Origin of the sequence: Pseudoduganella rivuli, assembly GCF_009674485.1 — a bacterium.
Classification (GTDB): Bacteria; Pseudomonadota; Gammaproteobacteria; order Burkholderiales; family Burkholderiaceae_D; genus Rugamonas; species Rugamonas rivuli_B.
Genome location: NZ_WKJJ01000004.1, coordinates 378629 through 404795, shown reverse-complemented (window position 1 = coordinate 404795; position 26167 = coordinate 378629). Strand labels below are relative to the sequence as shown.

The window sequence follows — 26167 nt, the reverse complement described above, 5'->3', positions numbered from 1 at the left end:
CCAAACACTGAAGGAGACGCACCATGAAGACCTACCACATCGCAACCATCCCTGGCGACGGCATCGGCAAGGAAGTCGTCCCGGCCGGCCGCGCCGTGCTGGAAGCGCTGGCCGCCGCCGGCGCCGGTTTCCGCTTTGAATTCGAAAACTTCGACTGGGGCGGCGATTACTACCGCCGGCATGGCGTCATGATGCCGGCCGACGGTCTCGATGCGTTGCGCGGCAAGGACGCCATCCTGTTCGGCTCCGCCGGCGACCCGGACATCGCCGACCACATCACGCTGTGGGGCTTGCGCCTGAAAATCTGCCAGGGCTTCGACCAGTACGCGAACGTGCGCCCCACCCGCATCCTGCCCGGCATCGATGGCCCGCTGAAACGCTGCAAGCAGGAAGACTTGAACTGGGTAATTGTCCGGGAAAACTCGGAAGGCGAATATTCTGGCGTGGGCGGCCGCGTGCACCAGGGCCACCCGATCGAAGCGGCGACCGACGTATCGATGATGACGCGCGTCGGGGTCGAACGCATCCTGCGCTTTGCCTTCGAGCTGGCGCAATCGCGTTCCCGCAAGCTGCTCACCGTCATCACGAAGAGCAATGCACAGCGCCACGCGATGGTGATGTGGGATGAAATCGCACTGGAAGTGTCACGCGACTTTCCCGATGTGACATGGGACAAGGAACTGGTCGACGCCGCCACCGCGCGCATGGTCAACCGTCCCGCCACCCTGGACACCATCGTCGCCACCAACCTGCACGCCGACATCCTGTCCGACCTGGCCGCCGCGCTGGCGGGCAGCCTGGGCATCGCCCCGACCGGCAACATCGACCCGGAACGCCGCTATCCGTCGATGTTCGAACCGATCCACGGTTCCGCGTTCGACATCATGGGTAAAGGACTGGCCAACCCGGTCGGCACGTTCTGGTCCGTCGTCATGCTGCTGGAACACCTGGGCGAACAGGGCGCCGCGCAGCGCGTGATGCAGGCGATTGAAGCGGTGACCGCCAATCCGGCGCTGCACACGCGCGACCTGGGCGGCGCGGCCACCACGGCCGACGTGACCGACGCCGTGTGCGCATGGCTGGCGGACGGCGCGCAGCGCCAGGCCGCATAAGCACCAGCAACGCCGATGCCCCGACCGGCCACAGAGCCCGGCGGGGCTCAATCAACGCAATCAATAAACAAGGAGACATCATGTCCAGGAAATTCTTCGGAAAACTGTACGTGCAAGTGCTGATCGGCGTCCTCGCCGGCGGCCTGCTCGGCCTGCTTTATCCCAAACTCGGCGCCGACCTGAAGCCCCTGGGCGACGCGTTCATCCGCCTCATCAAGATGGTGTTCGCCCCCGTGATCTTTGCCATGGTGGTGCTGGGCATCGCGAAAATGGAAAGCATGAAGGAGCTGGGCCGGGTCGGCGTGCGCGCGCTGATCTATTTTGAAGTGATGTCCACCTTTGCCCTGCTGTTGGGCCTGGTCGTGGTGAATTTCGCGCAGCCCGGCGCCGGCATGAACATCGATCCGCGCACGCTCGATACCAGCAGCATCGGCAATTACACGGCGGCCGCGGCCAAGGGCGGCACCTTCATCGACTTCCTGATGAACATGATTCCCACCAGCGTGGTCGAGTCGCTGGCGAAAAACGATATCCTGCAAATCCTCGTGTTTGCCACCATGCTGGGCATTGCGCTGTCCCGCATGGGCAAGCGCGCCAAGCCCGTGGTCGACTTCCTGGAATCGTTCAGCAACAGCATGTTCCTGATGGTGGGCATGATCATGCGCGTCGCCCCGCTGGCCGCGTTCGGCGCCATCGCCTTCACGGTCGGCAAATACGGCCTGGCGTCGCTGATGTCATTGGGCCAGCTGATGGCATGCATGTACGTCACCTGCATCGTCTTCGTGGTGGTCGTGCTGGGACTGGTGGCGCGCGTGTGCGGCTTCTCACTGTTCAAATTCCTGCGCTACATCCGCGAAGAAATCTTCACCGTGCTGGGCACGAGTTCCTCCGAATCCGTGGTGCCGCAGCTGATGCGCAAACTCGAACACGTCGGCATCTCGAAGCCGGTGGTGGGCCTCGTGATCCCGTCCGGCGTGACCTTCAACCCGGACGGCCAGTGCATTTATTACACGATGGCGGCCATCTTCATTGCCCAGGCCACGAATACCCCGCTGACCTTGACTGACCAGCTGGTGGTGTTGGGCGTGCTGATGGTGACCTCCAAAGGTTCGGCCGGCGTCACCGGTTCCGGTTTCATCACCCTGGCCGCGACACTGGCGTCGATGGGCAAGATCCCTGTCGCCGGCATGGTGCTGTTGCTGGGTGTGGACCGCTTCATGTCGGAAGCCCGCGCCATCACCAACACCATCGGCAACGCCGTGGCGACGATGGCCATTGCCCGCTGGGTCGGCGCCATTGATCGGGAACGCATGCACCGCGTGCTTGACGGCGGTTCGTCCGCCGAGGAATTGCAGGCGCTGTATTCGGGCGACACCCCTGCCGAACCCGCCGTGGAAACCGCGCCCGCGACAGCAACGGTCGCGCTGCACAAGGCGACGGCCTGAATCATGGAGCGCAACATGCCAAACACTCTGCACACGGAACCACGCGTCCTGCTGCGCCGCATGTTCGACGCCGCCGTGGCGGCCGCCCAGCCCGCGCTGTGCGTGCCGCCCGCCTTGCCGCAACGGCCAAAAGGCCGTCTGCTGGTGATCGGCGCCGGCAAGGCATCGGCGGAAATGGCGCTGGCCGTGGAACAACACTGGCGCGGCCCGCTGAAGGGGCTGGTGGTCACCCGCTACGGCTACGGCGCGCCGTGCGAACGCATCGAAATCGTCGAAGCTGCCCATCCGGTGCCCGATGCGGCGGGACTGGATGCCGCGCAACGCATGCTGGAGCTGGTGCGCGGCCTGTCGGCGGACGACACGGTGCTGTGCCTGATCTCGGGCGGCGGTTCGTCGTTGCTGCCGCTGCCTTTGCCCGGCATCACCCTGGAAGACAAGCAGCAACTGAACCGTGCACTGCTGACATCCGGCGCCACCATCTCGGAAATGAATTGCGTGCGGCGCCACCTGTCGGCCATCAAGGGCGGCAGGCTGGCCGCCGCCTGCCATCCGGCCCGCGTCGTCACGTTGCTGATTTCCGACGTGCCCGGCGACGATCCCCGCGACGTCGCTTCGGGCCCCACGGTGCCGGACGATTCCACCTGCGCCGACGCGCTGGCGATCCTGCGCCGCTACGGCATCGCCGCGCCGCCGGCCGTCCTCGATGCGCTGGCCAGCGGCGCCGGTGAATCCGTCCAACCCGGCGATCCCCGCCTGGCCCGGGCTGAAGTGCACATGATCGCCACGCCGCAAATGGCGCTGGAAGCGGCGGCCCGCGTGGCGCGGGATGCCGGCGTCACGCCGTACATCCTGGGCGACAGCCTGGAAGGCGAAGCGCGCGACGTGGGCAAGGTACTGGCGGGCATGGCGCTGCACACGGCAGCGCACGGTCAGCCATTCGCGGCGCCCTGTGTGCTGCTGTCCGGCGGCGAGACCACCGTCACCGTCCGCGGCAAGGGCCGGGGCGGCAGGAACGTGGAATTCCTGCTGTCGTGCGCCATCGCGCTGCAGGGGACGCCGGGGATATACGGGTTGGCCGGGGATACCGATGGTGTCGATGGGCAGGAGGAAATCGCCGGCGCCGTGATCACGCCGGATACGCTGGAACGGGCCTGGGCCGCCGGGATGCGGCCACGCGATGCGCTGGATTTCAACGATGCGCACAGTTTTTTCCAGCGGCTGGGCGACAGTGTGGTGACGGGGCCGACGCGGACCAATGTCAATGATTTTCGGGCGTTGCTGGTGTTGCCGCCAGAGTGACACGGCACCAAGCCACCAGGGACTGAAAATCCTTGCCGGCAACCACCCATGGCGACACTGGATAGTTCAGCAAAACTGCGTCCCTTAAACGGATTAATGCAGCTCTACAGATTGCCAGGCAGCCCATCCCGTAACCAGTTGTAACTTAAGCTTGACCTTCCTCAATTGCCTGCCTACAATTCGGGCACTTTCATTTTTGGGAATTCCTTTCATGGGCACTTGTTCAAGTGACAGTTGTCGCCGGATGAACTCCGGCCCCGCCCGGGCGTAACGCCGCAGGAATTCCTTTCCCCTGCTGTCGACCGCCCTGAGCGGAAGATGGCATCCACGCCGCCGGCATTGCCGGGGCGCGCTTTCCAGACACATCACACCGGCTAGCCAGAAGCACCCTGGCTGGCCTGCATGCGAGCGTGCATCAAAGGGACGCCCGTCTTTACCGACGGAGGTCTCATGCTGTTCAATCCTGCTGTTCAGGCGGCGGCCGTACGGCCCAACCGCTACGACCTGGCGTTGCTGCCATTGCTGGCGGCGTTGCTGGCTGCCGCGATGTATGGCGCCGTGCAAATGGCGGCGCCGCTGGCTTCCAGCGCCCCCGTGGCGCTGGCGCCGCACCATTTGCCGTACTACCTGCTGCGCACCTTGCTGCGGATGTTTGCCGCGCTGGGCTGTTCGCTGCTGTTCACGTTTGCGTTTGCCGTCGCGGCCAACCGTTATCCGCGCGTGGGCAAGGCGCTGCTGCCCCTGCTGGACGTGCTGCAATCGGTGCCTGTGCTGGGCTTCCAGGCGATTGCCGTGGCGCCGTTCATCGCGCTGTTCCCGGGCAGCGTGTTGGGCGCCGAATGCGCGGCGATCTTTGCGATCTTCAGCTCCCAGGCGTGGAACATGGCGTTCAGCCTGTATCACTCGATCCGCACCGTGCCGCCGGCCTTGCAGCGCGCGGCGCGGCGCCAGCGCATGAACGGCTGGCAGCGGTTCTGGCGCATCGAATTGCCCCATGGCGCGCAGCCGCTGCTGTGGAACATGATGATGTCGATGTCGGGCGGCTGGTTTTTCCTTGTCGCGTCGGAAGTCATCACCGTCGCGGGCCGCGACATCCGCCTGCCGGGTATCGGGGCCTGGATTGCCGCCGCCATCGAACAGCGCGACATGATCGCCATTGCCTGGGCCATGCTGGCGATGCTGGCGGGAATCGTCCTGTACGACCAGTTGCTGTTCCGTCCCCTGCTGGCATGGACGTCGCGCATGCAGGGCAACACCACGCAACGGCGCACGTGGCTGATGAACTGGGTGCGGCGCGGCGCCTGGACGCGCGTGCTGGCCGGCAGCCTGTATCGGGGACTGGCCGGCATGCCGGGCTGGTACAGCCAGCCGCCTGCCACTGCCGGGGAAGCGGCGGCCCGCTGGGCCGGCAAGCATGCAGCCCATGCTGAAGGCACGCAACGGAATACGCCGCGCGCCGCCATGCGCCACCTGCGCAAGTTCGCGCCGCTGGCCGCCGGATTCGCCTGCGCCGTGGCGGCGGCATGGGCGTTGTCCGCCTGCGCCACCCTGATCGAAGCGGAATGCGGCTGGCGCGAAACCGCCCACGTCGCGTGGCTGGGATTGCTGACCCTGCTGCGGGTGCTGGTGCCGGTGGCGCTGGTGTCGCTGTTCTGGGTGCCGTTCTCGATCTGGGCCGGACTGCGGCCGCGCCGCACGAAAATCGTGCAGGGGGCGGCGCAGTGGCTGGCGGCATTGCCGTTGAACCTGCTGTTCCCGCTGGCCGCCGTGGCGCTGGCCACGTTCCGCCTGAACCCGGACATCTGGCTCAGCGTGCTGCTGGTGGCCGGTACCCAGTGGTACATCCTGTTCAATGTGATGGCGGGCGCGGCGACCTTGCCGGAAAAACAGGTGGCGGGACTGACGCGCTGGCAAACCTGGCGCGGCGTCTACCTGCCCGCCGTGGCGCCGCACTGCGTGACAGGCATGCTGACGGCCTGCGGCGGTTCATGGAACGCCAGCGTGGTGGCGGAATACATCAACTGGGGCGATACCACGGTGACGGCGCACGGCCTGGGCAGCTATATCCGCCAGATGACGGACGCCGGCGACATGCCCCGGCTGGCGCTGGGAATTGCCGTCATGTGCATCTATGTGGTGGCGCTGAACCACACGCTGTGGCGCGGCCTGTACCGGCTGGCGGACCGCCGCCAGCCGGCGCTTACTTTTGCGAACGGAACGGGAACAGCAGTTGGTTGATGAAGCCGTCCGGCATGTAGTCGCCCTGCACACCGTACTTTTCCGGGAAGCCTTTCTGGCCCTTGATGGCGGTGCCGAACAGGTGGTCCAGGAAGGCGTAATGGGCGGCGTAATTGCGGTCGATCGCCACGTCGTCGGACGAATGGTGCCAATGGTGGAAGTCCGGCGTGACGATGATGTACTTCAGCGGCCCCCATGGCAGGTGCACGTTGGCGTGGTTGAACACGGCCTGGAAACCGACCACGATGATGTAGACGTCCATGACTTCCTTGTCGAAGCCAAGCACGTACAGTGCGCCCAGCACGCCGACGCGGGTGCACAGCAATTCCAGGATGTGCTGGCGCGATCCGGCCAGCCAGTCCATGGTCTTGGCCGAATGGTGGACGGCGTGGAACCGCCACAGGAACGGGATTTCGTGGTAGCTGCGGTGCGTCCAGTACTGCACCAGGTCCGCCACCAAAATACACAGCAACAGTTGCGGGATGAACGGGATGGCTTTCACGAATCCGTGCACGGTATCGTTGACCATCCAGCCGAACAGCCGGTGGATCGCGAAGTTCACCGTCAGCAGCGCCAGTCCCACGATGAAATGGTTGACGGCGAAATGCACCATGTCGGTCTGCCATTCGCGCCGGAACAGCAACTGCCCCTTATACAGCGGGAAGAGCTTTTCGATTGCCGCGAAAATCACGGTGGAACCCAGTAAATCCAGGATGAACCAGTCCAGCCCGATGTACGGCGTATGGTCGGGGAAATCGTTGACCGGCACGTGGGAACCGCCGGCCGCCACGGCGCCGATCACCATCAGCCCTGCGATGGCGTTCAGCGCCCGCTCGCGTTTGAACAGCACGTTGAGCAGGCTGATCGAACCGGCAATCACCAGCGCGGCAAACATGATGTGGCGGATGACGTCCGGATCGTATTCGCGCCGCAATTCCGGCGTCGTCAGGTATTGGGGAAAGTGAAACGCCGCCACACCCAGCAAGCTGAGAAACGCCAGCGAAAACGCCAGCACGCCGCTGGCCAGGCCGCTGCCCGGCGCGAGCGGGCCGCTTTGCTTGAGTAACACCGCCGTCTCATTGACGGCGCCGCTGACATGCTTGACCACTGTTTTGGCTGGTTCTACGACCCGCTTATCGACCATGTTGCACCTCCGCCTTGCAAAGTTGCTATCAAAAACACGATGATAACCGGATTCCCCGCCTAGACAAAGCTGCGCAATTCCTCTTCCGTAAAGCCGGCCTCGATGCGCGCATCGACGTTGAACGGCCCCTTGAGGTTCACCTTGTACTGCTCCACCAGTTCCGCATACGTCGGCGCCGGCGCCACGCCGCGCAGGCGGCACATGTGGAAATACCAGCGGTTGCCGATTTCCACGTGGCCGATTTCGTCGCGCAAGATAATGTCGAGGATGGCGGCAGCCGCCTGGTCGCCGGCCTGCGCCAGCTTTGCGCGCAGCGACGGGATCGCGTCCAGCCCCCGGGCTTCCAGCGTACGGGGCACCAGCGCCATGCGGGCCAGGACATCCCCTTTGGTGCGTTCCACCATTTCCCACAGGCTGCCGTGGGCCGGAAAATCGCCATAGCGGAAACCCAGCGTTTCCAGGTGGGCGGACAACAACGAATAGTGATACGCCTCTTCCCGCGCCACGCGCAGCCAGTCGTGGTAATACTGCTGCGGCATGTCCGGGAAACGCCACAGCGCATCGAGCGCCAGGTTGACGGCGTTGAATTCAATATGCGCCAGCGCATGCACCAGCATGGCGCGCCCTTCGACGGTCGCCATCGAGCGGTGCCCCACCAGGCGTGGCGCCACCAGTTCGGGACGCGCCGGACGGCCCGGGATCGCCGCGTCCGTTTGCAGGGCGGCGCAGGTATCGAGCGTATAAGCGCCCGCTTGCACCGTATCGTTCATGGCGGCGACAGCGGCGCCCTTGGCCATGGGGTCGTTGATCAACAGGCATTCCAGCGCCACGGCGCGGAGTTCGGGCAGGTCGGGCGGGTTCGCCATGGTAGTTCCAGCAGCAAAAAGGACGGAGTGTACCAAATTCAGCCGAGCCGCAACGCATCGCGCGGCTGCGAGGTCATCGGCTGGAACACCGACACGGCCGCCGCCAGGCCATCGGCCTGTTCGGCCAGCACGCCGGCAGCCGCGCCCACCTGTTCCGCCAGCGCCGCGTTGCAGTGCGTGGCGTCTTCCATGTCGGCCACCGCGAGACTGAGGCTGGCAATGCCGGCTGACTGGCTTTGCGACGCGCCGGCTATGGCGCCAACGATGCCGGCCACCTGCCTGACCGACGCCAGCATGCGCGCCATCGTGGCGCCCGCGTCGTTGGCAATGGCGGAACCGGCCGAGACTTCGCGCGCCGAGCGCCCCAGCAACTGGCCGATATCGCGCGCGGCGGACGCCGAGCGCTGCGCCAGTTCCCGCACTTCGCCGGCCACCACGGCGAAGCCCCGTCCATGCTCGCCGGCCCGCGCCGCTTCCACGGCCGCGTTGAGCGCCAGGATATTGGTCTGGAAAGCAATGGACTCGATCACCGTGACGATTTCTCCCACCTGGCGCGCCGTTCCCTGTATTTGCGCCATGGTGGACACCACCCGCGCCACCGCGTGGCTGCCCTCTTCCGCCACCGCGCCCGCCTGGCGCGCCAGCGCCTGCACTTCGGCGGCGCTGGCCGCATTGCGCAACGCGCTTTCCGCGATGGCTTGCACGTGTTCGGCCGCGCCGTGCAGCGCGGCGGCCTGCCGCTCGGAGCGCGACGACAGTTCCAGTGCGCTGCCGGCAATGCCGCGGGTGGCGTCGCTGACCTCCCGCGCGCCGTCCTTGACGGCCGATACCGTATGCGACAAGTCGCGCTGCATGATGCTGAATGCCGACACCAGCCGCCCCACTTCATGCCGCCCGGTAGCCGCAGGAAGCCGGGCCCGCAAGTCGCCCGCGGCGATACGTTCGCAATTGCCGACCGCCGCCTCCAGCGGTACCAGCAGCGACCGGACAAAGTTGCGGTGCAGCCAAGCCGCCAGCGCCACCCCTGCCGCAATGCAGGCGGCGGTCAGCGCCGTCAGCCAGTCGAAGAAGCGCACGCTGTCCTGGTAACGCCCTTCCGCCAGCAGCTTGTGCGCCGCCACCAGCTTTTCCGTCGCCGCCATGTAAGCATCCCACACCGGATCGATACGGGCTTCAATATCCACCACGGTGGCTTCGTCACCCGTGCTGCCGGCCAGCGCATGGCGTTTTGTCTCCTGCAACGCGGCGGCCAGCGCCGTGTCATACCGGTCCGCCAGCGCCGCCAGCTCCGCCGTACGGGGTATCGCGCGGTAGCCGGCCAGGCTGCGTTCCGCCTGGCCAATGAAGCCGTTGGCCGTCTGCAGCAGCACCGTGCGGCGCTCCGGCGCCCCCAGCATCATGCGCGACGTGACCACGGCGTCGAGCATGTTGCCGCGGATATCGGCCAGCAGTTCGATGGCGCGCGCATCGCTGCGGTAGATCGCCTCCATGCTGCGCAACGCCTGGCGCCCCCCAGCCATGCCCAGTCCGCCCAGCACCGCCAGGCACAGCGTGAAGATGCAGGAAAACACCAGCAACCGCGTGCGTATGCCGGCGTCACGCCAGCTTGCCAGACCGGTCCGCGTCATTTCGCCAGCCCGCGCCGCGTGTACCGCAGGTAGGCGCCACCCGTGCGCGCGGCGATGGCCGTCAGTGGTTCGCCGGCGGCGCCGACGGTTTCCCATGTGCGGCCGTCATCGGCGCTGCGCAGCAACCTGCCGTCGAGCGAACTGGCCCAGACGCTGCCGGCGTCGGCTTGCAATTGTGTGATGGAGCCGGCGGTGCCCGCATCCACCACGGCCCAGCTGGCGCCATCGTCGGTGCTGCGCAGCATGCGTCCGCCCAGTCCCGCCACCAGCAACGTGTGGCCGCCGGCCGCCGTACCGCTCCACAGCGACGCCTTGCTGCCGGTCGCCAGGTATTGCCACGACGCGCCATCATCCCGGCTGCGCAACACCATGCCCCGTTCGGCCGCGATGAACAGCTGGCCGCCCTGCGACGGAAAGATTTTCAGCAAGTTCAAGTCGGCGCGCTTGCCGCCGTCCTGCGGCGGCAGCGCCACCTGCCGCCACGTCTTGCCGCCATCGCTGGTGGCCAGCAGCAGCGACCACAGTCCCGCCGCCCAGCCATGCTGCGCGTCACGGAAATACACCGTCAGCAGCGGCTGGTCCGCCGCCGCGTCCTGGCGCTGCAGCGACCACGTTTCGCCGCCATCGGCCGTGTGCACGATGACGCCGCCATGGCCGACGGCCCAGCCATGGCGCGCATCGGCAAACGAGACCGCCGTCAGCGTCATGTCGGCCGGGACGGCACGCGCCTGGCGCTGCGTCGCGCCGTCATCGTCCGACATCAGCACATAGCCATGTTCGCCCACGGCCACGATGCGCCGGCCCGCCCGCGTGGCGTCGAGCATCATGGCCTGCGCCGCATGGGCGTCGGCGCGCGCCGGCTGGAGCGCGGCCGCGTTGGACGACGCCAGCATCGTCACCAACAGGGGCGCCAGCGCCGCCAGTTTCAAGGTTTTCATCGTCATATTCCTTTCAGTGTTGCAGCGCGGCGCTGAGTTTCACGGGCGCCTTGCGCGGGAACATGCGTTCCAGCAGCACGGCAAAAGCGGGCAACGCCGTCATCGCCATCACCAGGTTGACGATAAACATGAAGGCCAGCAGCTTGCCCATATCGGCCTGGAACTTCAGCGCGGAGAACGACCAGGTCGCCACGCCGATGGCCAGCGTAATGGCCGTGAAGATGGTGGCGATGCCGACTTCCTGAATGGATTTTTCCAGCGCCACGGCAATCGGTTCGCCGTGGGCCAGGTGCATTTGCAGCCGGCTATAGATGTAAAACGCATAATCGACGCCGATGCCGACCGCCAGCACCATCACGGGCAGGGTCGCCACCGTCAGGCCGATCTGCAACTCCTTCATGAAGGCGTAGCCGATGAAGGTCGCCACCGTCAGCGGCAGGCAGCACGCCACCACGGCGCGCAAATCGCGGTACACGGCAAACACGAGAACGACAATCGCGCCATAGACATACAACATCATCGGCAACTCGGACTTCTCGACTTCATCGTTGACCGCCGCCAGCACACCGGCATTGCCTGCCGCCAGGCGGATCTTCAGGCCGGGCAGCTTGTGCGCGTCGCGGTAGGCCCGCACTGCCGCAATCACGCCGTTGATGGTGGCGGCCTTGTGGTCCGACAGGTACAGGTGGCTGGCCAGCATGGCGCAATCCTTGCCGACATAGCCGCGCACGCGCCCTACTTCGACCCCTAGCGCCGCATAGTTGGCGGGATCGAGCGGCACCGTGAACATCCTGGGGTTGCCTTCGTTATAACCCTCGTTGTACACCTTCAGCTGTCCCGCGAAGGAACTGACCGACATCACGCCCGGTACGCTGCGCATGGCCGTATCGAAACCATCCTGGTAGCGCCCGAACTGCACCTGTTCGCAGGAATTGGCGGGTGTTTCCAATACCACCGTCAGCCAGTCCAGGCCCGTGGCGTAATTGTCGGCGATCGACTTCGCGTCCAGGTTGTAGCGGGCGTCGGCGCGCAATTCCGGCGCGCCCGGCTGCAAGGTCCCGACCAGCCGGTCGTGGCTGAACCAGGCCGCCCACGCCAGCAGCGCCAGCGTCGCCACGGCAATCCCGGCCGCCGCGCGGGGCTGCGCGGCGCGCGACAATGGCCGCAGCCAGTGGCCCCGCTCCTGCTGCAAATGCATGGCGTGGCGCGCATACCGGGGGCCGACCTTCAGCAACGACGCGGCCAGCGGCAGCATCACCAGGTTCGTGACGATCTTGTACGCGACGCCGATCGACGCCGTGATGGCCAGTTCCTTCACCATGGGGATCGGGATCAGCACCAGGGTCACGAATGAGACGAACGCCGTCAGCAGCGCCAGCACGCCCGGCACCAGCAAGCCCCTGAAACTGGCCTTGGCCGCGTGTTCGCAGTCATGGCCGGCCGCGATGCCCCGTATGATGTAGTTAATCTGCTGCACGCCATGGGACACGCCGATGGCAAACACGAGGAACGGCACCAGCACGGCCAGCGGGTCGAGTCCATAACCCATCAGGCGCAGCGTACCGAATTGCCAGACCAGCGACACCAGCGAACAGCATACGGGCAACAGCGTGAACGGAACCGAACGGCAATACCAGTACACGGCCAGCGTTGTGAGGATCAGCGCGACGATGCAGAATTGCACGACGCCGGCCGCCCCGTCGGCCACGTCGCCGATCTGCTTGGCAAAGCCGATGATCTGCACCTCGAAGTCCGCATCTTCGAACTTCATGCGGACTTGCTGCTCCAGCAAGCGGTTATACGCGACGTAATCGACCTTGTTACCCTGCGCGTCGAATTCGCTGATTTCCGCCACCACCATGGCGCTGTCCTGGCCTTTCGACACCAGCGTGCCGACAAAGCCGCCATTGAGCGCGGCTTGTTTCACCTGCGCGATAGTGGCCGCATCCAGGCTGGCCGGCGTCACCGTCCCCGGAATCACCGGGTCGGCGCGGAAGCCTTCCTCGGTGATTTCGTTGACGTAAGTGTTCGGCGTCCACAGCGACTGCACCCCAAGCCGGTTAATGTTCGGCAGGAACATCACGGCTTGCGTGACGTCGTTCAGCCGCGCCAGGCCCGCTTTGGTCCAGATCGAACCCTTGCGCGCCTTCAGCACCACGTTCAGGCGGTTGGCTCCCAGCACGTCGTTGCGGTATTGCTGGAACGTTTGCACATACTCGTGGCTGGCCGGCATTTGTTTTTCAAAGCCGGCATCCATCCGCAATTGCCATGCGAACCACCCCATGGCCGCCGTCAACAGCAGCAGCGCCGCCAGGATCGGCAACCGCCAGCGAAACACCAGCTCTTCGATGGTGCGCAAGGAAAAGAATCGCTTCATACCGCCACCCTTCAGAAGTTGCGCGACACCGTGGCGCCAATGAAACTGCGGTCGCGCAGCGGCTGGTCAAACACGGACGAGCCGCCCCAGAACCGCGCATAGTTGATGCTGACCTGCCACGTGGCCGGGTTCTTGATGAAGCCCACCACGAAGTTGGCGGACTTCGCGCCCTGCATGAACGTTGCCATCATGTTGGGCGTGCGGCCTTTGACCGCATGGAAGAAGTACACTTCCGGCACCACTTGCCAGCCCGGGATCACGGTACCGTCATAGACCCAGCTGAAGTCGAAGTTGTAGCCGTACGACGTGCGGCTGCCCACGGCGGCAGGCACGCCGGGGCCGGTGGCGTCGGCATTGGCCGTCGTGTCATAGCCCCAGCCCCAGCCGCCCGCCGCCACCGGCACGCCCTGGTAAGTCCGGCGCAAGTCCGGATAGCGGATCAATACCGCTTCGGCCAGCAGCGTGCCCGTGCTGGCGCCCAGCAAATCGAGCAACGCGCCATGGTCGCCCGGCGTCAGGCTCAGCAAGCCCGTCAAATGCGCCTGCACCTTCTTTTGCTCCACGTAGCAATTGCCGTTGGCCAGGCAGGCGCGCACGCCAAAGGCCGGCGTCAATGCATTGTCGGCCAGTCCCGGCGCCGATGTGTTCAGCGCCACCGCGTCGCGCGGACGGTAGCTCACTTCGGAGCCGATCGCCCAGTTCCCCAGCGGGAAATTGGCGGATACGCCCAGCAATTTACGGTCTTCCAGGTACCGGTAGGCAAATCCGCTGCCGGACGTGCCCGACGTCACCAGCACGGGCGACTTGTCGTGGTAGTTGATCGCATACAGGCCGAGGTTCAGCGACGTGCCTTCCGGCTGGTAGCGCAGCGCGGCGCCATACTGGCCGCTGTTGCGGGGATTGCCGTTGACCGGCACACCGTAATCGGCAGAACTCTTGCCCACCGCCGCGGTCGACCAGTAACTGCCAACCGGCGGGAAGTAATTGCCGTTCCATCCCTGCTGCACGTAGGCTTCCAGCGACAGGCCATGGCCCAGCCCCGACGCGACATTGAGCATCGGCGCCGGCAGTACGGCTTCCTTCAATTGCGTACCCGGCTGGGCCAGGCGCATCAGGTCCACGGCGTTGGTCTGGTTCATGCCGCCCGGCAGGAACAGGCTTTCGCCCCAGTTCACCACCTGGTTGCCCAAGCGGACCCGCACGCGCTCGTCGCCGGCCGTGAATGACTTGGACACCCACAGGTCCAGCAGGCGCACTTTCTGGCGCAGGTCGTCGCGCGCATCGTCGCCGAACGGCGCCGGCGTCCCCGCGCCGCTGGCGATGCCGGTGGTGCGGGTGGCCGAAAAATCGCGCAGCCAGCTGACACGGCCCATGAATTTCACGTCTTCCGGGAAGTTCAGCAGCAACTCGTGCGTCCCTTTCAGGTACGTCGTAAAACGGTCGTGCTTCCCGTAATTCAGGTTGCCCTGGTCATTGTAGGAACTGAACACGTCGGCGCAACCGGCCGGCGCGCCCGGTCCGGTGGGCTGCATCGGCGACGAGCTGCCGGCAAAGCTGCCGATCACGGCGGAACAGGCCGGGTTGCCGGCGCGCACGCCGATGCCGGCGGACACCGTGGAATCGAAATTGCCGCTGACCGTCTCGCCCTTGATCTCGATCGCCTGGGCGGAAGCGGCGCACAGCAGGGCCGCCGCCATGGCGGTTTTTCGAATAGTCATCATCATCGCTTGCCTCTCCGCTTATCGTTCGCTGATGGAGCGCAGGCTGTCCGCGCTGTAGAAACTGGACTTGAACCGGGGGCCGGCTTTCGCATCGGTGACCCACGTCATGTCCTTGCCGGCGCCGACGGCGTGCAGGTCGAACACATAGCGCCCTTCGGCCAGGTTGTATTGCGCAAACGCCGAAACATCGCAGGTGCCGGTTTCATAGACGGGAATCAGGTAGCCCTCGCGGTGCTTCCACAGCTTGCCCTGGGCGTCGTAATCGTCCGCCAGCAGCAGGTTCCAGCTGTCTTCATCGATATAGAACGTGCGTTGCGGCGCGGAGTGGCGCGTTCCCGCCTTGACGGACGCCTGCACCACCCACACGCGGTGCAGCTCATAGCGGCGCGCTCCGGGGGCGATGCTGTCGTCCTTGGCCACGTCCTCGAATTTCGCCTGCGCGTTGTAGGCGCCAAACGACGCGTACGGCACGTAGATTTCCTTCTTGCCCACCAGTTTCCAGTCGAAGCGGTCCAGCGTCCCGTTGAAGACGAACGGCTCATCGAGCGTGTACTGGTTTTCCATGCCGATTTGCGGCGCGTCGTAGGCATAGGCCGGCATGCGACGCACGCGACGCTGGCCCGGGAAGTAATAGAACGTTTCCGACGACGGCTGGTTCAGGAAGAATGTCACGGCCAGCGCCTGTCCCGCCAGCGCGGCCGGCGTGGAATAGGCGAAGTACGTGTAATACTCGACGCCTGGCAAGGCGCTCAGCTTGTTGCTGCCCTTCGCTCCCCAGGGGAAGAACATGGTCTGCTCCGATCCCGCCCGGATCCATTCCGTGCTGCCCTTGCGCGGCGACACCGCCGTGGTGACCTGCTTGTATTCAATGCCCACGCCACGGTAGCGCATCTTCGCGTTGTACATGGCTTCCGTGCCCGTTTGCGGGAAGGGGAATGGCACGCCCGGCACGTTGGCTTCGCCCAGGCTCCAGCCGTCCGCCCCCAGTTTGGCGAAACCCGCGTTCTTTTTCGTATTGTCGACAACGAAGTCCGGCGCGCTGCAATAGCGGTGGCTCGCATAGACTTCCATCTTGTAGCCCTTGATTTGCTTGAACAGTGCGACCTGGCCCGGCGTCAGGTGTTCCGCATGCTTGTCCACGTTGGCGGCGTCGATGACTTCCAGCGGCTTGTCATCCTTGTACTTGAAGTAATCCTTGCGGTATTTGCCGTTGCTCCAGCCCGGCGTTTGCACCGTATCCGCACTCCAGGCGGGGATGGTCTTCGGCGCGTTGCCGGCTTTTTCACCGCCCAATGGCGTCAGCGTAGTGCCCAGGTCTTGCACGGATGCGGCCGAAGCCGTCCCCGCCAGCATGGCGCACGCCACACCGGCCCAATTTGCTCGCTTCAACATGATGCTCTCCCGAATTCGAATGGTTATGTATATGACAAGGATTACAAAACGACAGTGATGACTTTCTCTTCCGTGCAGGCTTCGATGCCGCTGTAGCCAAGTTCACGGCCCAGGCCACTGGTCTTGACGCCGCCCCATGGCAGGCGCGCATCGATCGGCGCCCAGCCATTGATGCCGACGGCGCCTGCCTGCACCTTCCCCGCCATGCGGTGGGCGCGGCCGATGTCTTGTGTCCAGATGGTCGCGCCCAGCCCATATTTGCTGTCGTTGGCCATGGCCAGCGCCTGTTCTTCGGTGTCGAACGGGATCAGGGTGCCGACCGGCCCGAAGATTTCCTCGCGGGCGATGCGCATGTCGTTGGTGGCGTCGGAGAACAGCGTCGGACGGATGAAGCAGCCCTTGCCGCCTTCCACCGCGCCGCCCGTCACCAGCGTGGCGCCGTCTTCGATGCCGGCGCGGATGTAGCGCGCCACGCTGTCGTATTGCGACCGCTTGGCCACCGCTCCCATGTTGACGCCCTCTTCCATCGGATCGCCCACGCGGATGCTTTCGGCCGCGCCGCGCAAGCCTTGCAGCACCTGGTTGTAAACGCCGCGCTGCACCAGCACCCTGGTGCCTGCCGCGCAGACCTGGCCCTGGTTGAAAAACAGGCCCATGGCGCAGCCCTGGATCGCGGCATCGAGGTTGGCGTCGTCGAACACGATTTGCGGCGACTTGCCGCCCAGTTCCATCGCAACGCGCTTGAACAGCGGACCGGCGTTGCGCATGATTTCAGCGCCCACCACGGGACTGCCGGTGAACGTCACCTTGTCGACTCCCGGATGCACGGCCAGCGCCGCGCCGGCCACGGCGCCACGGCCCGTCACCACGTTGATGACGCCAGGAGGAAAACCGGCTTCCTGCGCCAGCTTCGCCAGGTGCAGTGCGGACAGCGGGGTTTCCTCTGCGGGCTTGATGACGATGGTGCAACCGGTGGCCAGCGCCGGCGCCAGTTTCCAGCACGTGATCATGAACGGCGTATTCCACGGCACGATGGCGCCGATCACGCCGACCGCTTCGCGGATCGTGTACGACAGCGTGGGACGGCCGAAATAGCCGGGAGTCGGGATGGTTCGCCCTTCGATCTTGTCGGCCCACCCGGCGAAGTGGCGCAGCGTCTGCAAGGCGTTCGGCAAATCGAGGATTTGCGGTTCCGCGAAAGGGCGGCCGATGCACAGCGCGTCGTAGCGCGCAATCAGCTCCGCATCGCGTTCGACCAGGTCGGCCAGCTTCAGCATCAGCGCGCCGCGCTCCGGGCCGGACAGCCTGGACCAGGCGCCGCCGTCGAACTGCGCCCGCGCCGCGCACACGGCCGCGTCGATTTCTTCCACGCCGCCGTTGGGCACGCGGGCAATGACTTCTTCCCGGGCGGGATTGACCACGTCGATATGGCCGTTGCCGCCATCGGTCCATTCGCCGCCAATGAAATGGCGGTACTGTTGCTGCAAGTTGAAGTGTTCTGCGAGGGTGGTCATGTCGGTCTCCTGGTTGATCGGTTTATTTGGGAAAGCCCGCCGCGATGGCGGCGCGGGTCCCCGCCACGTCGAGCGGGGGATTGGCGCGCCAGCGGGCGACTTCTTCTGTCGTGTAGGGCTTGAAGTCGTCCGGCAAGGTGGCGGCCGAAAATTCCCGTAGCGCCCAGTTGGTCAGCGCGGCCAGTTCCGCGTCCGTGATACGGGCATTGCGCGCGCCGGGCGCCTGCACGAGGAACGCGCGTCCCGCCGGCGTGCGCTGGAACTGGCCCAGGGTGCCGCGCATGGTGGGAATGCCGAACGCCGGCGAACCGCTGCCGTCCAATTGGTGGCAACCGGCGCAATACAGCCGGTACAGCGTGCGGGCGCGCTGCGGCGTGATGGCTTGCCCGTCCGCGCCGCCGTGCGATTCCAGCATGGCGCCGGGCGGATGCAAGGGCAACGCCATGGCGTAGCGGCCCTGCATCGGGGCTTGCTGCGCCAGCACGCCCGGACTGGACGTCAGTAGGCACAGTGCGGCCAATGCGGCCGATACGGAGCGTGCGGGCGCGGGCATCATTTTGCGAGCGCCTGCTTGCGGACCGCGCGCAATTCCGCCACCGACTGCGGCCTGGCGCGCAGCGCCGCCACGTCGGCGGCGACAACCACCGGCGCCCCGTTCTGGCCCGCGATATCGCTGACGAGGTAGGCGGTAACGGCGGCGATTTCCTCGTCGTTGAGACGGTTTTGCGTCGGCATCACGCCATTGAACGTGCCTTCATCGGTGCTCAACGGCCCATGCATGCCGGCCAGCAGCACGCCGGGCGCATAATTGCGCACCCGCGCCAACTTGGCCCACTGGCTGCCCTTCAGCGGCGGCGCCACGCCGGCCGCTCCCTGTCCCTGGTCCTGGTGGCACATGGCGCAGCTGGATTTGTAGATATCCGCGCCCCTGACCTGCTGCGCCCCGGCCCCGCCTGCGGCGGCCAGCATGGCCGCCATGAGAATGACGTCGCGCATGGTCAGGCCTCCGCCAGTCCGACCACGGACGCCGTGGTGCAGTGGAACATCGAGTTGTCGTTGCTCATGCACCAGTTGATATCGTTGTGCAGGCCCATCGAATAACCGGGGCGTTCGCGCAGGTTGGTATTGCACATGCACTTGCCGCACGACGTCTTGCCGCAGCAATCGTTGTAGCTGACCAGGTAATCCTTGCCGTCGTTCGGGTTGTGGCAAGTGCCAACCCAGCTGACCTTGGACGCATTGGTGCCGGGCGGGCACTGCGTCAGCGAACCGCCGCAGCATGAGCACAGGAAGCCGTCGATGGCGCAGTAGCGCCAGTATTCGCAGGCGGTCGGATCGCCGGCGGCGGCCTTGGGATCGGCCTTGCCGCCGCCATGCGCGGCATGGGCCGTGCTGCGGTCGAACGGCAAGACCGGCAGGATGAACGCGGCGCCCACCAGTGCGCGGCTGATGCGGTTCAGCGCATGGCGGCGCGACACCGTTTGCGCCAGTTTGCGGCTCTGGCGCTCGGCCAGCTTGTCGAACCAGTTAAACATTGTTGCTGCTCCTTAGTGTTGATGGCCGTGGTGATGCGCGTGGGTGTGTTCGGGCGCCAGGAATTCCTGCACCGACGCCACGCCAAGTTCCTGCGCCGTCAGCAGGCTTTCCAGTTGTTCGCGTGAATTGATCAGGCCCTTGGCGCTGACGTTGCCCTGTGCATCGATCAGCACCGCATACGGCAGGCGCGATACGCGGTAAGCCATGCCCAGCGGCGCGGACAGCACGTACGGGAAGCCCGTTAGTCCGTATTCGCGCCGGAACGCCTGGTGCTCCACCGTGTCGCCGTCGCTGGCCAGCACCATGCGCAGCCAGCCGCTTTCCGCGCGCTGCATGGATTTCAGGACCGGCAACAGTTTCTTGCAGACGGGGCACGTGGGCGACAGGAAGAACAGCAAGGTGCTCGCCCCCGCTGGTCCCGGCAATTGCAGGCTGCCGTTGTCGAGCGTGCGCAGCGCCATGGCCGGCGCAGCCTCGCCAACTTTCGGACCGGAGTCCGTCACCAGCGCGCCCATCGGCGCCACCCGTTCAAACAGCACGCCCACCTGGCGCGCCAGCGCGATCACCATCGCCACCAGTGCCAGCAGCACGCACCACACCAAACCATTCGATACCAGCAATGCGGTTTCCATGTCTTCTCTCCTTCGATTCTTGATTCGTTAATCCAGCACGCGCTGCGGCGGCAAGTTCGCCAGCACCTGGTTCAGCGCGATATACGTGCCCATCAACACCAGCGCACCCGCGTCGATGCTGAGCCAGTCCACCCAGCCCGGTTGCCGCGCCAGTCCGCCCGGCGCCGCCAGCGGGAGCGCAGCCAGGGCGGCCAGCGCCAGCAAGACGTTGCGCACCACCAGCGCCCAGCGGATCACTTGCGTGCCGTCGGCGCCGCCGCAACCGCAGTCGATGGTGTCGCGGCCCCGGCGCAGGTTCCACGCCATGCCCCACGCATAGGCGCACAGCAGCGCCGCAGACGCCAGTGCGGCGGCGGCGCGCGTTGCGCCGTCGAGCCAGCCGGCGGCAACCAGCGCCTCGAACGCGGGAATCGCGGCGGCCGCCGGCGTGCCCAATGCGCGCGGCAGCACGCGGTAATCGGTCACCTGTTGCTGGAAAACGCGCCAGGCCAGCAGCTTGTGGGTGGCGGCGATACCGAACAGCAGTGCAAAGAACGCGCCTGGCAGCAGGACCACTACGGGATCGGCGTTCATGGCGCATCCACCTGCAGCGGCGCTTCGCCGACGGGCTCGGACACGTAGCTTTCACGCATGGCCGGCAGCGCATACGCCACCACCTGGTTGGTCGCGCCATTCAGTGCATACAGGGTCTTGCCGCTGCCGGCCACCGACAGCGCAATGGCGTTTTTCGATGGCGTGCGCGCCACGCGCTTGCCGGTGGCCAGGTCCACGGTCCAGATTTCCCGGGCGGGAAACTTGTGCGTGCCTTCCTGCCCTTTCGGATGCATGCCGACCAGCAGGCGGTTGCGCGCCTGGTCCAGCGTGAAAGCCTGGTAGCCGCCCGGGCGCCAGCCCTGCTTGCGGTCCGCCTCCGTGACGAACGACACGGTCTGTTCCACCACGGGTTCGGCGCCGCGCAAATCCGCCCTGTGCAGGCGGCCCTGGAACGTGACGAAATAGTTGCGGCCATCATGGGCCGGCGATGGCACATAGACCGGGTCGTCGCCCGCATCGAAGAACTTGGGCGACACGGCCCGTTGCGCCACCTTGCCGGCCGCATCGAGCGTCACGGTGGCCAGCTTGCCGTCGCCGCACAGCATGGAAATGCGCAGCGCTTCGGTCTGCGACGGGTAAATGCCGTAGCAGCCGGGGCTGGCCACTTCGGCCAGCACTTTCTTTTCCTGCAAGTCAACCACCGTCACCGACGTTGCCGGCGTCGCGTTTTGCACGTACAGGTAGCGGCCGTCAAACGACGTGCGCAGCAGGTTGTGCATGAAGGCCGCCTGGGCCTTCTTGTTGGGGATCGCCACGTCACCCACCATGCGCAGCGTGTCCGCGTCGTAGATCTCCACCATGTCCTGGCGCTCGCCGTGCGTGTGGCGCGTCATGTAGGTGGCGGCCACGTACAGGCGCTTGCCATCCGGCGACGTCGTGAACGCGCCAGCATAGCCGGCGTCGACCACGCCGGCGAATTTGCCGTTGCGGCCATCGAGCACGTGGACGCGGGCGTCAGACAAGTGGCCGATCGAAAAGTCCGACACGTAGAGGCGCGGCATGTCGGCCGGCAGCGAGACGCCATCCTTCAGGCGCTCAGGTTCGAACTCCGCGGCGTGCACGCCACTGGCCAGTACCGCCAGCAACAGCCCCGCGCAATTTTGTAATTTCGGCATCATGCTCATTTCCCATCGTTTGTTGCGATGACCGAACTGTATGGGCCAGGGAAAATGGGCGTTATCCGGAATCGGCAGATCGTGGGAACGGAAACGCGGATGCAAACGGTAAAAGCGCGGTGAAAGCGCGGTGAAAACGGGGTGAGAACGACGGGGCAGCGAGGAAATAGCGGCCTGTCCCGCGTCAAAACAAGGCCAACTGGCCTAAAATGCAAAAATAATCCAGGTTTTTTGCGTGGCCGCGCCACCACAAACGGATAAGGAATTGCGAATTCCGGATATTGCCGTCGCTTGCATGGCGGTAGCATCGGGCGATACACACGCATACCTATATCGAGACTTCGCCATGCAACCCGATCGCACCACCATCCAACGCTGGCACAGCCAGGACATCGACGAACAATCGGACATGTTGCGTGGCTGGGAACAGGAATACCGCCAGCTCAGTTGCGGTAAATTCCTCGGCACCGTCTCCACCGTGCAGGGCCCGCGCATCACCATCGTCGGCGAACAGACCAACCAGTCGCTGCACGAGAGCGTGGTGCCGCCCGAGGACAGCCTGGTATTCGGCCTGGTGCTGAACCGCGACAATGCGCTGCAGGTGGACCGCCGCACCGTCAGCACATCGTCGCTGATCGTGATGGAAGGCGGCAGGGAATACGACTTCCGTACCGAAGGCAGCACGCAATTACTGGGCGTAGCGATGGAAAGCAGTATGTTCACCGGCCAGGACGGCGGCTACAACGGCGTGGTGCAGCGGGCGCTGACACAAAACGTGGTGCCGCTGGCGCCGGCGGCGACCATGATGCTGCGCCACTTCTGGCTGATGATGTCGCAAATCCTGCAAAACGACGACACGTGGCCGGCCAGCATGCCGATGTCGCTGCTGGCCGATACGGCGCTGAACAACATCCTGCTGGCGCTGAACATGAGCACCATGCAGGAAGCGGTACCGCTGCCGCAGTCGGCCGACCGCCAGGCGCGCGTGGTGCGGCAAGCGATCCGCTACATGAGCAGGAACCTGGACAGGAATTTCACGATTGCCGACGTGTGCGCCGCCACGCACGTGAGCCAGCGCACCTTGCAATACCATTTCGAGCATTGCCTGGATATGTCGCCGCAGCAATACCTGAAGGCGATGCGCCTGAACGCGGCGCGCAGCCTGCTGCGCAATCAAGGCGCCAGCCGCACCAAGTACCCGCCCAGCATCGCGGAAGTCGCCGCCCAATGCGGCTACGACCACCCAAGCCGCTTCGCCGGCGACTACAAGCGCCAGTTCGGCGTGCTGCCGTCCGAAACGTTGCGGCAGGCGGCGCAGGCTGGTGTCGCAATCCCTTGACGCCCCCCCTTGGGGTCAGGCGTGCAATCGTGCGCTCCCGGCGTGGGGTCAGGCGTGCAATTGTGCATTCGGCACGCCCCGGCAGCCCCGGCAATTCCCGCACCGCCCCTTGTACCGCAGGGATGCACCGCCATTCTGCCCCCGCGAGGCCACCGGTCGAGACAGAATGCCTACATGCCTCCCGGGCCGGCTCAGCGCGGAAACAGTGGTGACACAATCCGCTATCTGAAGCCATGGCGCCTTGTACCGCACGGCTCCTATAGGCTACCCGTCCGTGGGGAAGGCTGTGAATGCACGATTGCACGCCTGACCCCACGGATTCCCGTCACGAATTCACGCCTGACCCCACCGGGGTGGCGTCTGCGCGGGCGATGGCGAACGCTTCGCGCAGCACGGGCAAGGAGCCGATGTGATTGGACAGCAGCAGGATCAGTTGCGCATTCAACATGTTGCTTTGGTCTGCGCTGAGGTCCTGGTGCGCGTCGATCAGCGCTTCGTAGAAGGCGTCCGGATCGGACAGGTTGGGCGCCAGGTTCAGTTTCTGGTTGTCGCTCGGGCTCATGTTAGCTCCTTGGATTGTTCGTTGCAGGTGGCGCGGGCCAGCGCGGCGCGTACCTGGCCGGCGCTGAACGTGCGCCAGCGGGCGCAGACGTGCTGGTCGGGTCGCAGCAGGTAATATGTCCCGGGCCGGGCGTCATAGCGGGCCGTTGCCAGCCCTTCGCAGTCTTCGAACACGCCGTTACCGCCCTGCCCCCGCGGCGCGACCATCACCGTGCGCACCGGCACGCCGCTGTCGGCCAGCGCGGCAAAGCCCCGCATCGCCTCCGCATCGTCCGCCGCACCGGCAAAGTAAATCCCGGTGAACACGCCGCCCGTGTTGCGCAACAACCAGTCCGCCTCGCCACCCATGGTGACCGGGGCATCGGCCGCCGGCGCACCGGGACGCAGCCCGCCGGCAAATGCATCGGTATCCGCCGTATTCAGCGCGGAATCCACGTAAGTCGACGGCAGCGACAGGCGCCCGCTGTTGACCAGCTTGCGCGCAAAGTCATGGTCCCTGGCCAACCGCAGCACCGCGTCGCGGAACAGGCGGCTCACATCGCTCTTGGGCGTGATGAAATCCGTGGCCCGCGTGGAGTTCAGGATGTTTTCATCGGCCGCATATTCCCGTTCCCGCGCATAGGTGTCCAGCAGGCTGTCCGGCGCACGGCCTTCCAGCACCAGCCTGAGTTTCCACGCGAGGTTTTCCGCGTCCTGGACGCCGCTGTTGGCGCCTCGCGCGCCGAACGGCGACACGCCATGCGCGGAATCGCCGGCGAACAGCACGCGGCCATGGCGGAACGCATCCATGCGCAGGCAGCAGAACGTATAGATCGATACCCATTCCAGCTCGAAGTCCACGTCCTTGCCCAGCAGCGCGCGGATGCGGGGGATCACCCGCTCCGGTTCTTTTTCCGCCACCGGGTCCGCATCCCAGCCCAGCTGGAAGTCGATGCGCCACACGTTGTCGGGCTGGCGGTGCAGCAGCACCGACTGGCCCCGGTGGAATGGCGGGTCGAACCAGAACCACCGTTCCGACGGGAAGTCCGCCGTCATTTTCACGTCGGCGATCAGGAAGCGGTCGCGGAACGTTCGGCCATGGCTTTCCAGCCCCAGCAAACCGCGCATGGTGCTGCGCCCGCCATCGGCCGCCACCACGTAGGATGCCCGCACCGCGTAATCGCCGTCCGGCGCCGCCACGGCCAGTTCCACATGGCCGTCGTACTGCGTCAGCCCCGTGACCTTGCTGGACCAGCGGATTTCCAGGTTATCCAGCTGGGCCGCCCGCTCGTACAGGTACCCTTCCACGTAATACTGCTGCAGGTTGATGAAAGCCGGATACTGGTGCCCCTGCTCCGGCAACAGGTCGAAACTGTAGACCGGCTGGTCCTGCATGAACACGCGGCCCACGTTCCAGCTGACGCCCTTGTCCAGCATGCGCCGGCCGCAGTGCAGGCGGTCGAAGATTTCCAGCGTGCGCTTGGAAAAACAGATGGCGCGCGAACCCACCGACAGTTTGTTGTCGTCGTCGAGCAGCAATACCGGCATGCCCTGCTGCGCCAGGTCGATGGCCGTGGCCAGGCCGACCGGGCCGGCGCCCACCACCACGACCGGATGGTGGCCGCCCTTGCCCGAGCCGGCCGCGGCGGTGTAATCGAATGTCTGGTGTTGATAATCCATGTCATCCTCCCCTTCAGTCCCGGCCTCAGTCTTGCAGCGCATGCCACATTTCCTGGTCGCGCTGCGCGGTCCAGATGCGCGGGTGCTTGATGCCCTGTGCTTCATCGACGGCGCGGGTCACGTCGAACGGCAGGCAATGCTCATAAATGAACACGTGGCCGAATTTCGGATCCATCTTCGAGCGCACGTGGCGCATGGCGCCTTTCAAGTCCAGCCCTTCCTTCACGGCTTCTTTCGCGCTGCCCAGCAGGGTCGTGACAAAATCCTTCGTGTAATCGATACCGGCATTGACTTGTTCCGGCGTCACCAGCGCCGGTCCCCGTCCCGGCACCAGCTTTTGCGGTTCCAGCGCGCGCAGCGCTTCCAGCGTGGCCGGCCATTCTTCGAGCTGGGCGTCGCCCGTGTAGGCCGCCGCGTCGAATTCCACCAGGTCGCCCGAAAAGCAGATTTTTTGCGATGGAATCCACGCGATGGTGTCGCCCTTGGTGTGCCCCATGCCGATATGCGCCAGCCGCACTTCCAGCTTGCCCATGAAGATCGTCATTTCCTTCTCGAACACCATGGTCGGCCAGCTCAGGCCCGGCACCGATTCCACGCCGGCGAACAGGCGGGGGAAGCGTTCGATTTCCGACTGCATGTCCTGTTCGCCCCGTTCGACGATCAGTTCATAGGTGCCGCGCGACGCGATGATCTGCTCGGCGCCTTCATTGAAATAGGCCGAAGCGCCCAGCACGCGCACCGCGTGGTAATGCGACAGCACCACGTATTTGATCGGCAAGTCCGTCACGCTGCGGATATGCCTGATCAGCGCCTGCGCCATCACCGGGGTGGCCGTGGTGTCGATCACCATCACGCTGTCGTCGCCAATGATGACGCCGGAATTCGGGTCGCCCTCCGCCGTATAGGCATATGCATTGTCGGATAACTTGATGAAGCTGGTCTTTTTTTCTTCCAGGTCGGCCTGCGATGCGAATTTTTTTTCTGCCACGATGCTATCTCCTGATGTGTTTCCGATCCATTGTGTCGGCAAGCAAAACGATACGGCCTGGCGTATTAT

General features: G+C 65.3%; 22 protein-coding genes. 5 read left to right on the top strand and 17 right to left on the bottom strand.

Going from position 1 to position 26167, the window contains the following annotated elements:
- Positions 1–23: 23 nt before the first annotated feature.
- From GJ700_RS08680 to GJ700_RS08665, 4 genes are all read left to right on the top strand, one after another.
- Complete coding sequence (locus GJ700_RS08680) at positions 24–1112, top strand: tartrate dehydrogenase (RefSeq protein ID WP_154372659.1); 1089 nt, start codon at positions 24–26, stop codon at positions 1110–1112.
- Positions 1113–1192: 80 nt separating this feature from the next.
- Positions 1193–2557 (top strand): C4-dicarboxylate transporter DctA, encoded by a 1365-nt coding sequence (gene dctA / locus GJ700_RS08675; RefSeq protein ID WP_154372657.1) that lies wholly within the window; start codon positions 1193–1195, stop codon positions 2555–2557.
- Between the two features lie 15 nt (positions 2558–2572).
- The gene (locus GJ700_RS08670; RefSeq protein ID WP_154372655.1) at positions 2573–3856 is read left to right on the top strand and encodes a glycerate kinase type-2 family protein; all 1284 of its coding nucleotides are present in this window, start codon (positions 2573–2575) and stop codon (positions 3854–3856) included.
- A 450-nt stretch (positions 3857–4306) separates the two neighbouring features.
- A complete protein-coding gene (locus tag GJ700_RS08665; protein ID WP_154372653.1) occupies positions 4307–6094 on the top strand; it encodes an ABC transporter permease in 1788 nt (595 codons plus the stop codon).
- Here GJ700_RS08665 and GJ700_RS08660 read toward each other — a convergent pair.
- The 14 genes from GJ700_RS08660 to GJ700_RS08595 are packed head-to-tail and all read right to left on the bottom strand — an operon-like array spanning position 6057 to position 21554.
- Positions 6057–7238, bottom strand: coding sequence for a sterol desaturase family protein (locus GJ700_RS08660; protein WP_154372650.1), 1182 nt, complete (start codon positions 7236–7238; stop codon positions 6057–6059). The genes GJ700_RS08665 and GJ700_RS08660 overlap by 38 nt on opposite strands.
- Before the next feature lie 59 nt (positions 7239–7297).
- Complete coding sequence (locus GJ700_RS08655; RefSeq protein WP_154372648.1) at positions 7298–8104, bottom strand: ferritin-like domain-containing protein; 807 nt, start codon at positions 8102–8104, stop codon at positions 7298–7300.
- Positions 8105–8142: 38 nt separating this feature from the next.
- Positions 8143–9732 carry a methyl-accepting chemotaxis protein gene (locus GJ700_RS08650; protein WP_195763830.1) on the bottom strand — a complete coding sequence of 530 codons (1590 nt, stop codon included), beginning with the start codon at positions 9730–9732 and terminating at the stop codon, positions 8143–8145.
- Positions 9729–10670, bottom strand: a complete 942-nt coding sequence (locus GJ700_RS08645; RefSeq protein WP_229506885.1) for a WD40/YVTN/BNR-like repeat-containing protein — start codon at positions 10668–10670, stop codon at positions 9729–9731. The genes GJ700_RS08650 and GJ700_RS08645 overlap by 4 nt, the downstream gene beginning before the upstream one ends.
- Before the next feature lie 13 nt (positions 10671–10683).
- The gene (locus GJ700_RS08640; protein WP_229506884.1) at positions 10684–13047 is read right to left on the bottom strand and encodes an efflux RND transporter permease subunit; all 2364 of its coding nucleotides are present in this window, start codon (positions 13045–13047) and stop codon (positions 10684–10686) included.
- Positions 13048–13058: 11 nt separating this feature from the next.
- Positions 13059–14771: a DUF1302 domain-containing protein gene (locus GJ700_RS08635; protein WP_154372642.1), complete on the bottom strand. Its 1713-nt coding sequence runs from the start codon at positions 14769–14771 to the stop codon at positions 13059–13061.
- A 15-nt stretch (positions 14772–14786) separates the two neighbouring features.
- Entirely contained in the window at positions 14787–16160 is a 1374-nt protein-coding gene (locus tag GJ700_RS08630) for a DUF1329 domain-containing protein (RefSeq protein WP_154372640.1), read from the bottom strand.
- Between the two features lie 41 nt (positions 16161–16201).
- On the bottom strand, positions 16202–17674 hold the full coding sequence (locus GJ700_RS08625) for an aldehyde dehydrogenase family protein (RefSeq protein ID WP_154372638.1): 1473 nt from the start codon (positions 17672–17674) through the stop codon (positions 16202–16204).
- 22 nt (positions 17675–17696) lie between these two features.
- Positions 17697–18230 (bottom strand): cytochrome c family protein, encoded by a 534-nt coding sequence (locus GJ700_RS08620; protein WP_154372636.1) that lies wholly within the window; start codon positions 18228–18230, stop codon positions 17697–17699.
- The gene (locus GJ700_RS08615; protein WP_154372634.1) at positions 18227–18670 is read right to left on the bottom strand and encodes a c-type cytochrome; all 444 of its coding nucleotides are present in this window, start codon (positions 18668–18670) and stop codon (positions 18227–18229) included. Before GJ700_RS08615 ends, GJ700_RS08620 begins: the two co-directional genes overlap by 4 nt.
- Before the next feature lie 2 nt (positions 18671–18672).
- Positions 18673–19209 carry a methylamine dehydrogenase light chain gene (locus GJ700_RS08610; RefSeq protein ID WP_154372632.1) on the bottom strand — a complete coding sequence of 179 codons (537 nt, stop codon included), beginning with the start codon at positions 19207–19209 and terminating at the stop codon, positions 18673–18675.
- 12 nt (positions 19210–19221) lie between these two features.
- Complete coding sequence (gene mauD, locus GJ700_RS08605) at positions 19222–19842, bottom strand: methylamine dehydrogenase accessory protein MauD (RefSeq protein ID WP_154372630.1); 621 nt, start codon at positions 19840–19842, stop codon at positions 19222–19224.
- Positions 19843–19869: 27 nt separating this feature from the next.
- Positions 19870–20415, bottom strand: a complete 546-nt coding sequence (locus GJ700_RS08600) for a MauE/DoxX family redox-associated membrane protein (RefSeq protein ID WP_154372616.1) — start codon at positions 20413–20415, stop codon at positions 19870–19872.
- Positions 20412–21554 carry an amine dehydrogenase large subunit gene (locus GJ700_RS08595; RefSeq protein WP_195763829.1) on the bottom strand — a complete coding sequence of 381 codons (1143 nt, stop codon included), beginning with the start codon at positions 21552–21554 and terminating at the stop codon, positions 20412–20414. Before GJ700_RS08595 ends, GJ700_RS08600 begins: the two co-directional genes overlap by 4 nt.
- Positions 21555–21897: 343 nt before the next feature.
- On the opposite strand from GJ700_RS08595, the gene GJ700_RS08590 reads away from it, so the two are divergent.
- A complete protein-coding gene (locus GJ700_RS08590) occupies positions 21898–22890 on the top strand; it encodes a helix-turn-helix domain-containing protein (protein ID WP_195763828.1) in 993 nt (330 codons plus the stop codon).
- Positions 22891–23215: 325 nt separating this feature from the next.
- Here the strand turns inward: GJ700_RS08590 and GJ700_RS08585 are convergent, their stop codons facing one another.
- Genes GJ700_RS08585 through GJ700_RS08575 form a run of 3 tightly spaced genes read right to left on the bottom strand, consistent with a single transcriptional unit; the run spans position 23216 to position 26098 of the window.
- Entirely contained in the window at positions 23216–23452 is a 237-nt protein-coding gene (locus GJ700_RS08585) for a DUF2783 domain-containing protein (protein ID WP_154372610.1), read from the bottom strand.
- Positions 23449–25110 carry an FAD-dependent oxidoreductase gene (locus GJ700_RS08580; protein WP_154372608.1) on the bottom strand — a complete coding sequence of 554 codons (1662 nt, stop codon included), beginning with the start codon at positions 25108–25110 and terminating at the stop codon, positions 23449–23451. Before GJ700_RS08580 ends, GJ700_RS08585 begins: the two co-directional genes overlap by 4 nt.
- A 25-nt stretch (positions 25111–25135) precedes the next feature.
- Entirely contained in the window at positions 25136–26098 is a 963-nt protein-coding gene (locus GJ700_RS08575) for an MBL fold metallo-hydrolase (RefSeq protein WP_371867882.1), read from the bottom strand.
- Between the last annotated feature and the right edge of the window lie 69 nt (positions 26099–26167).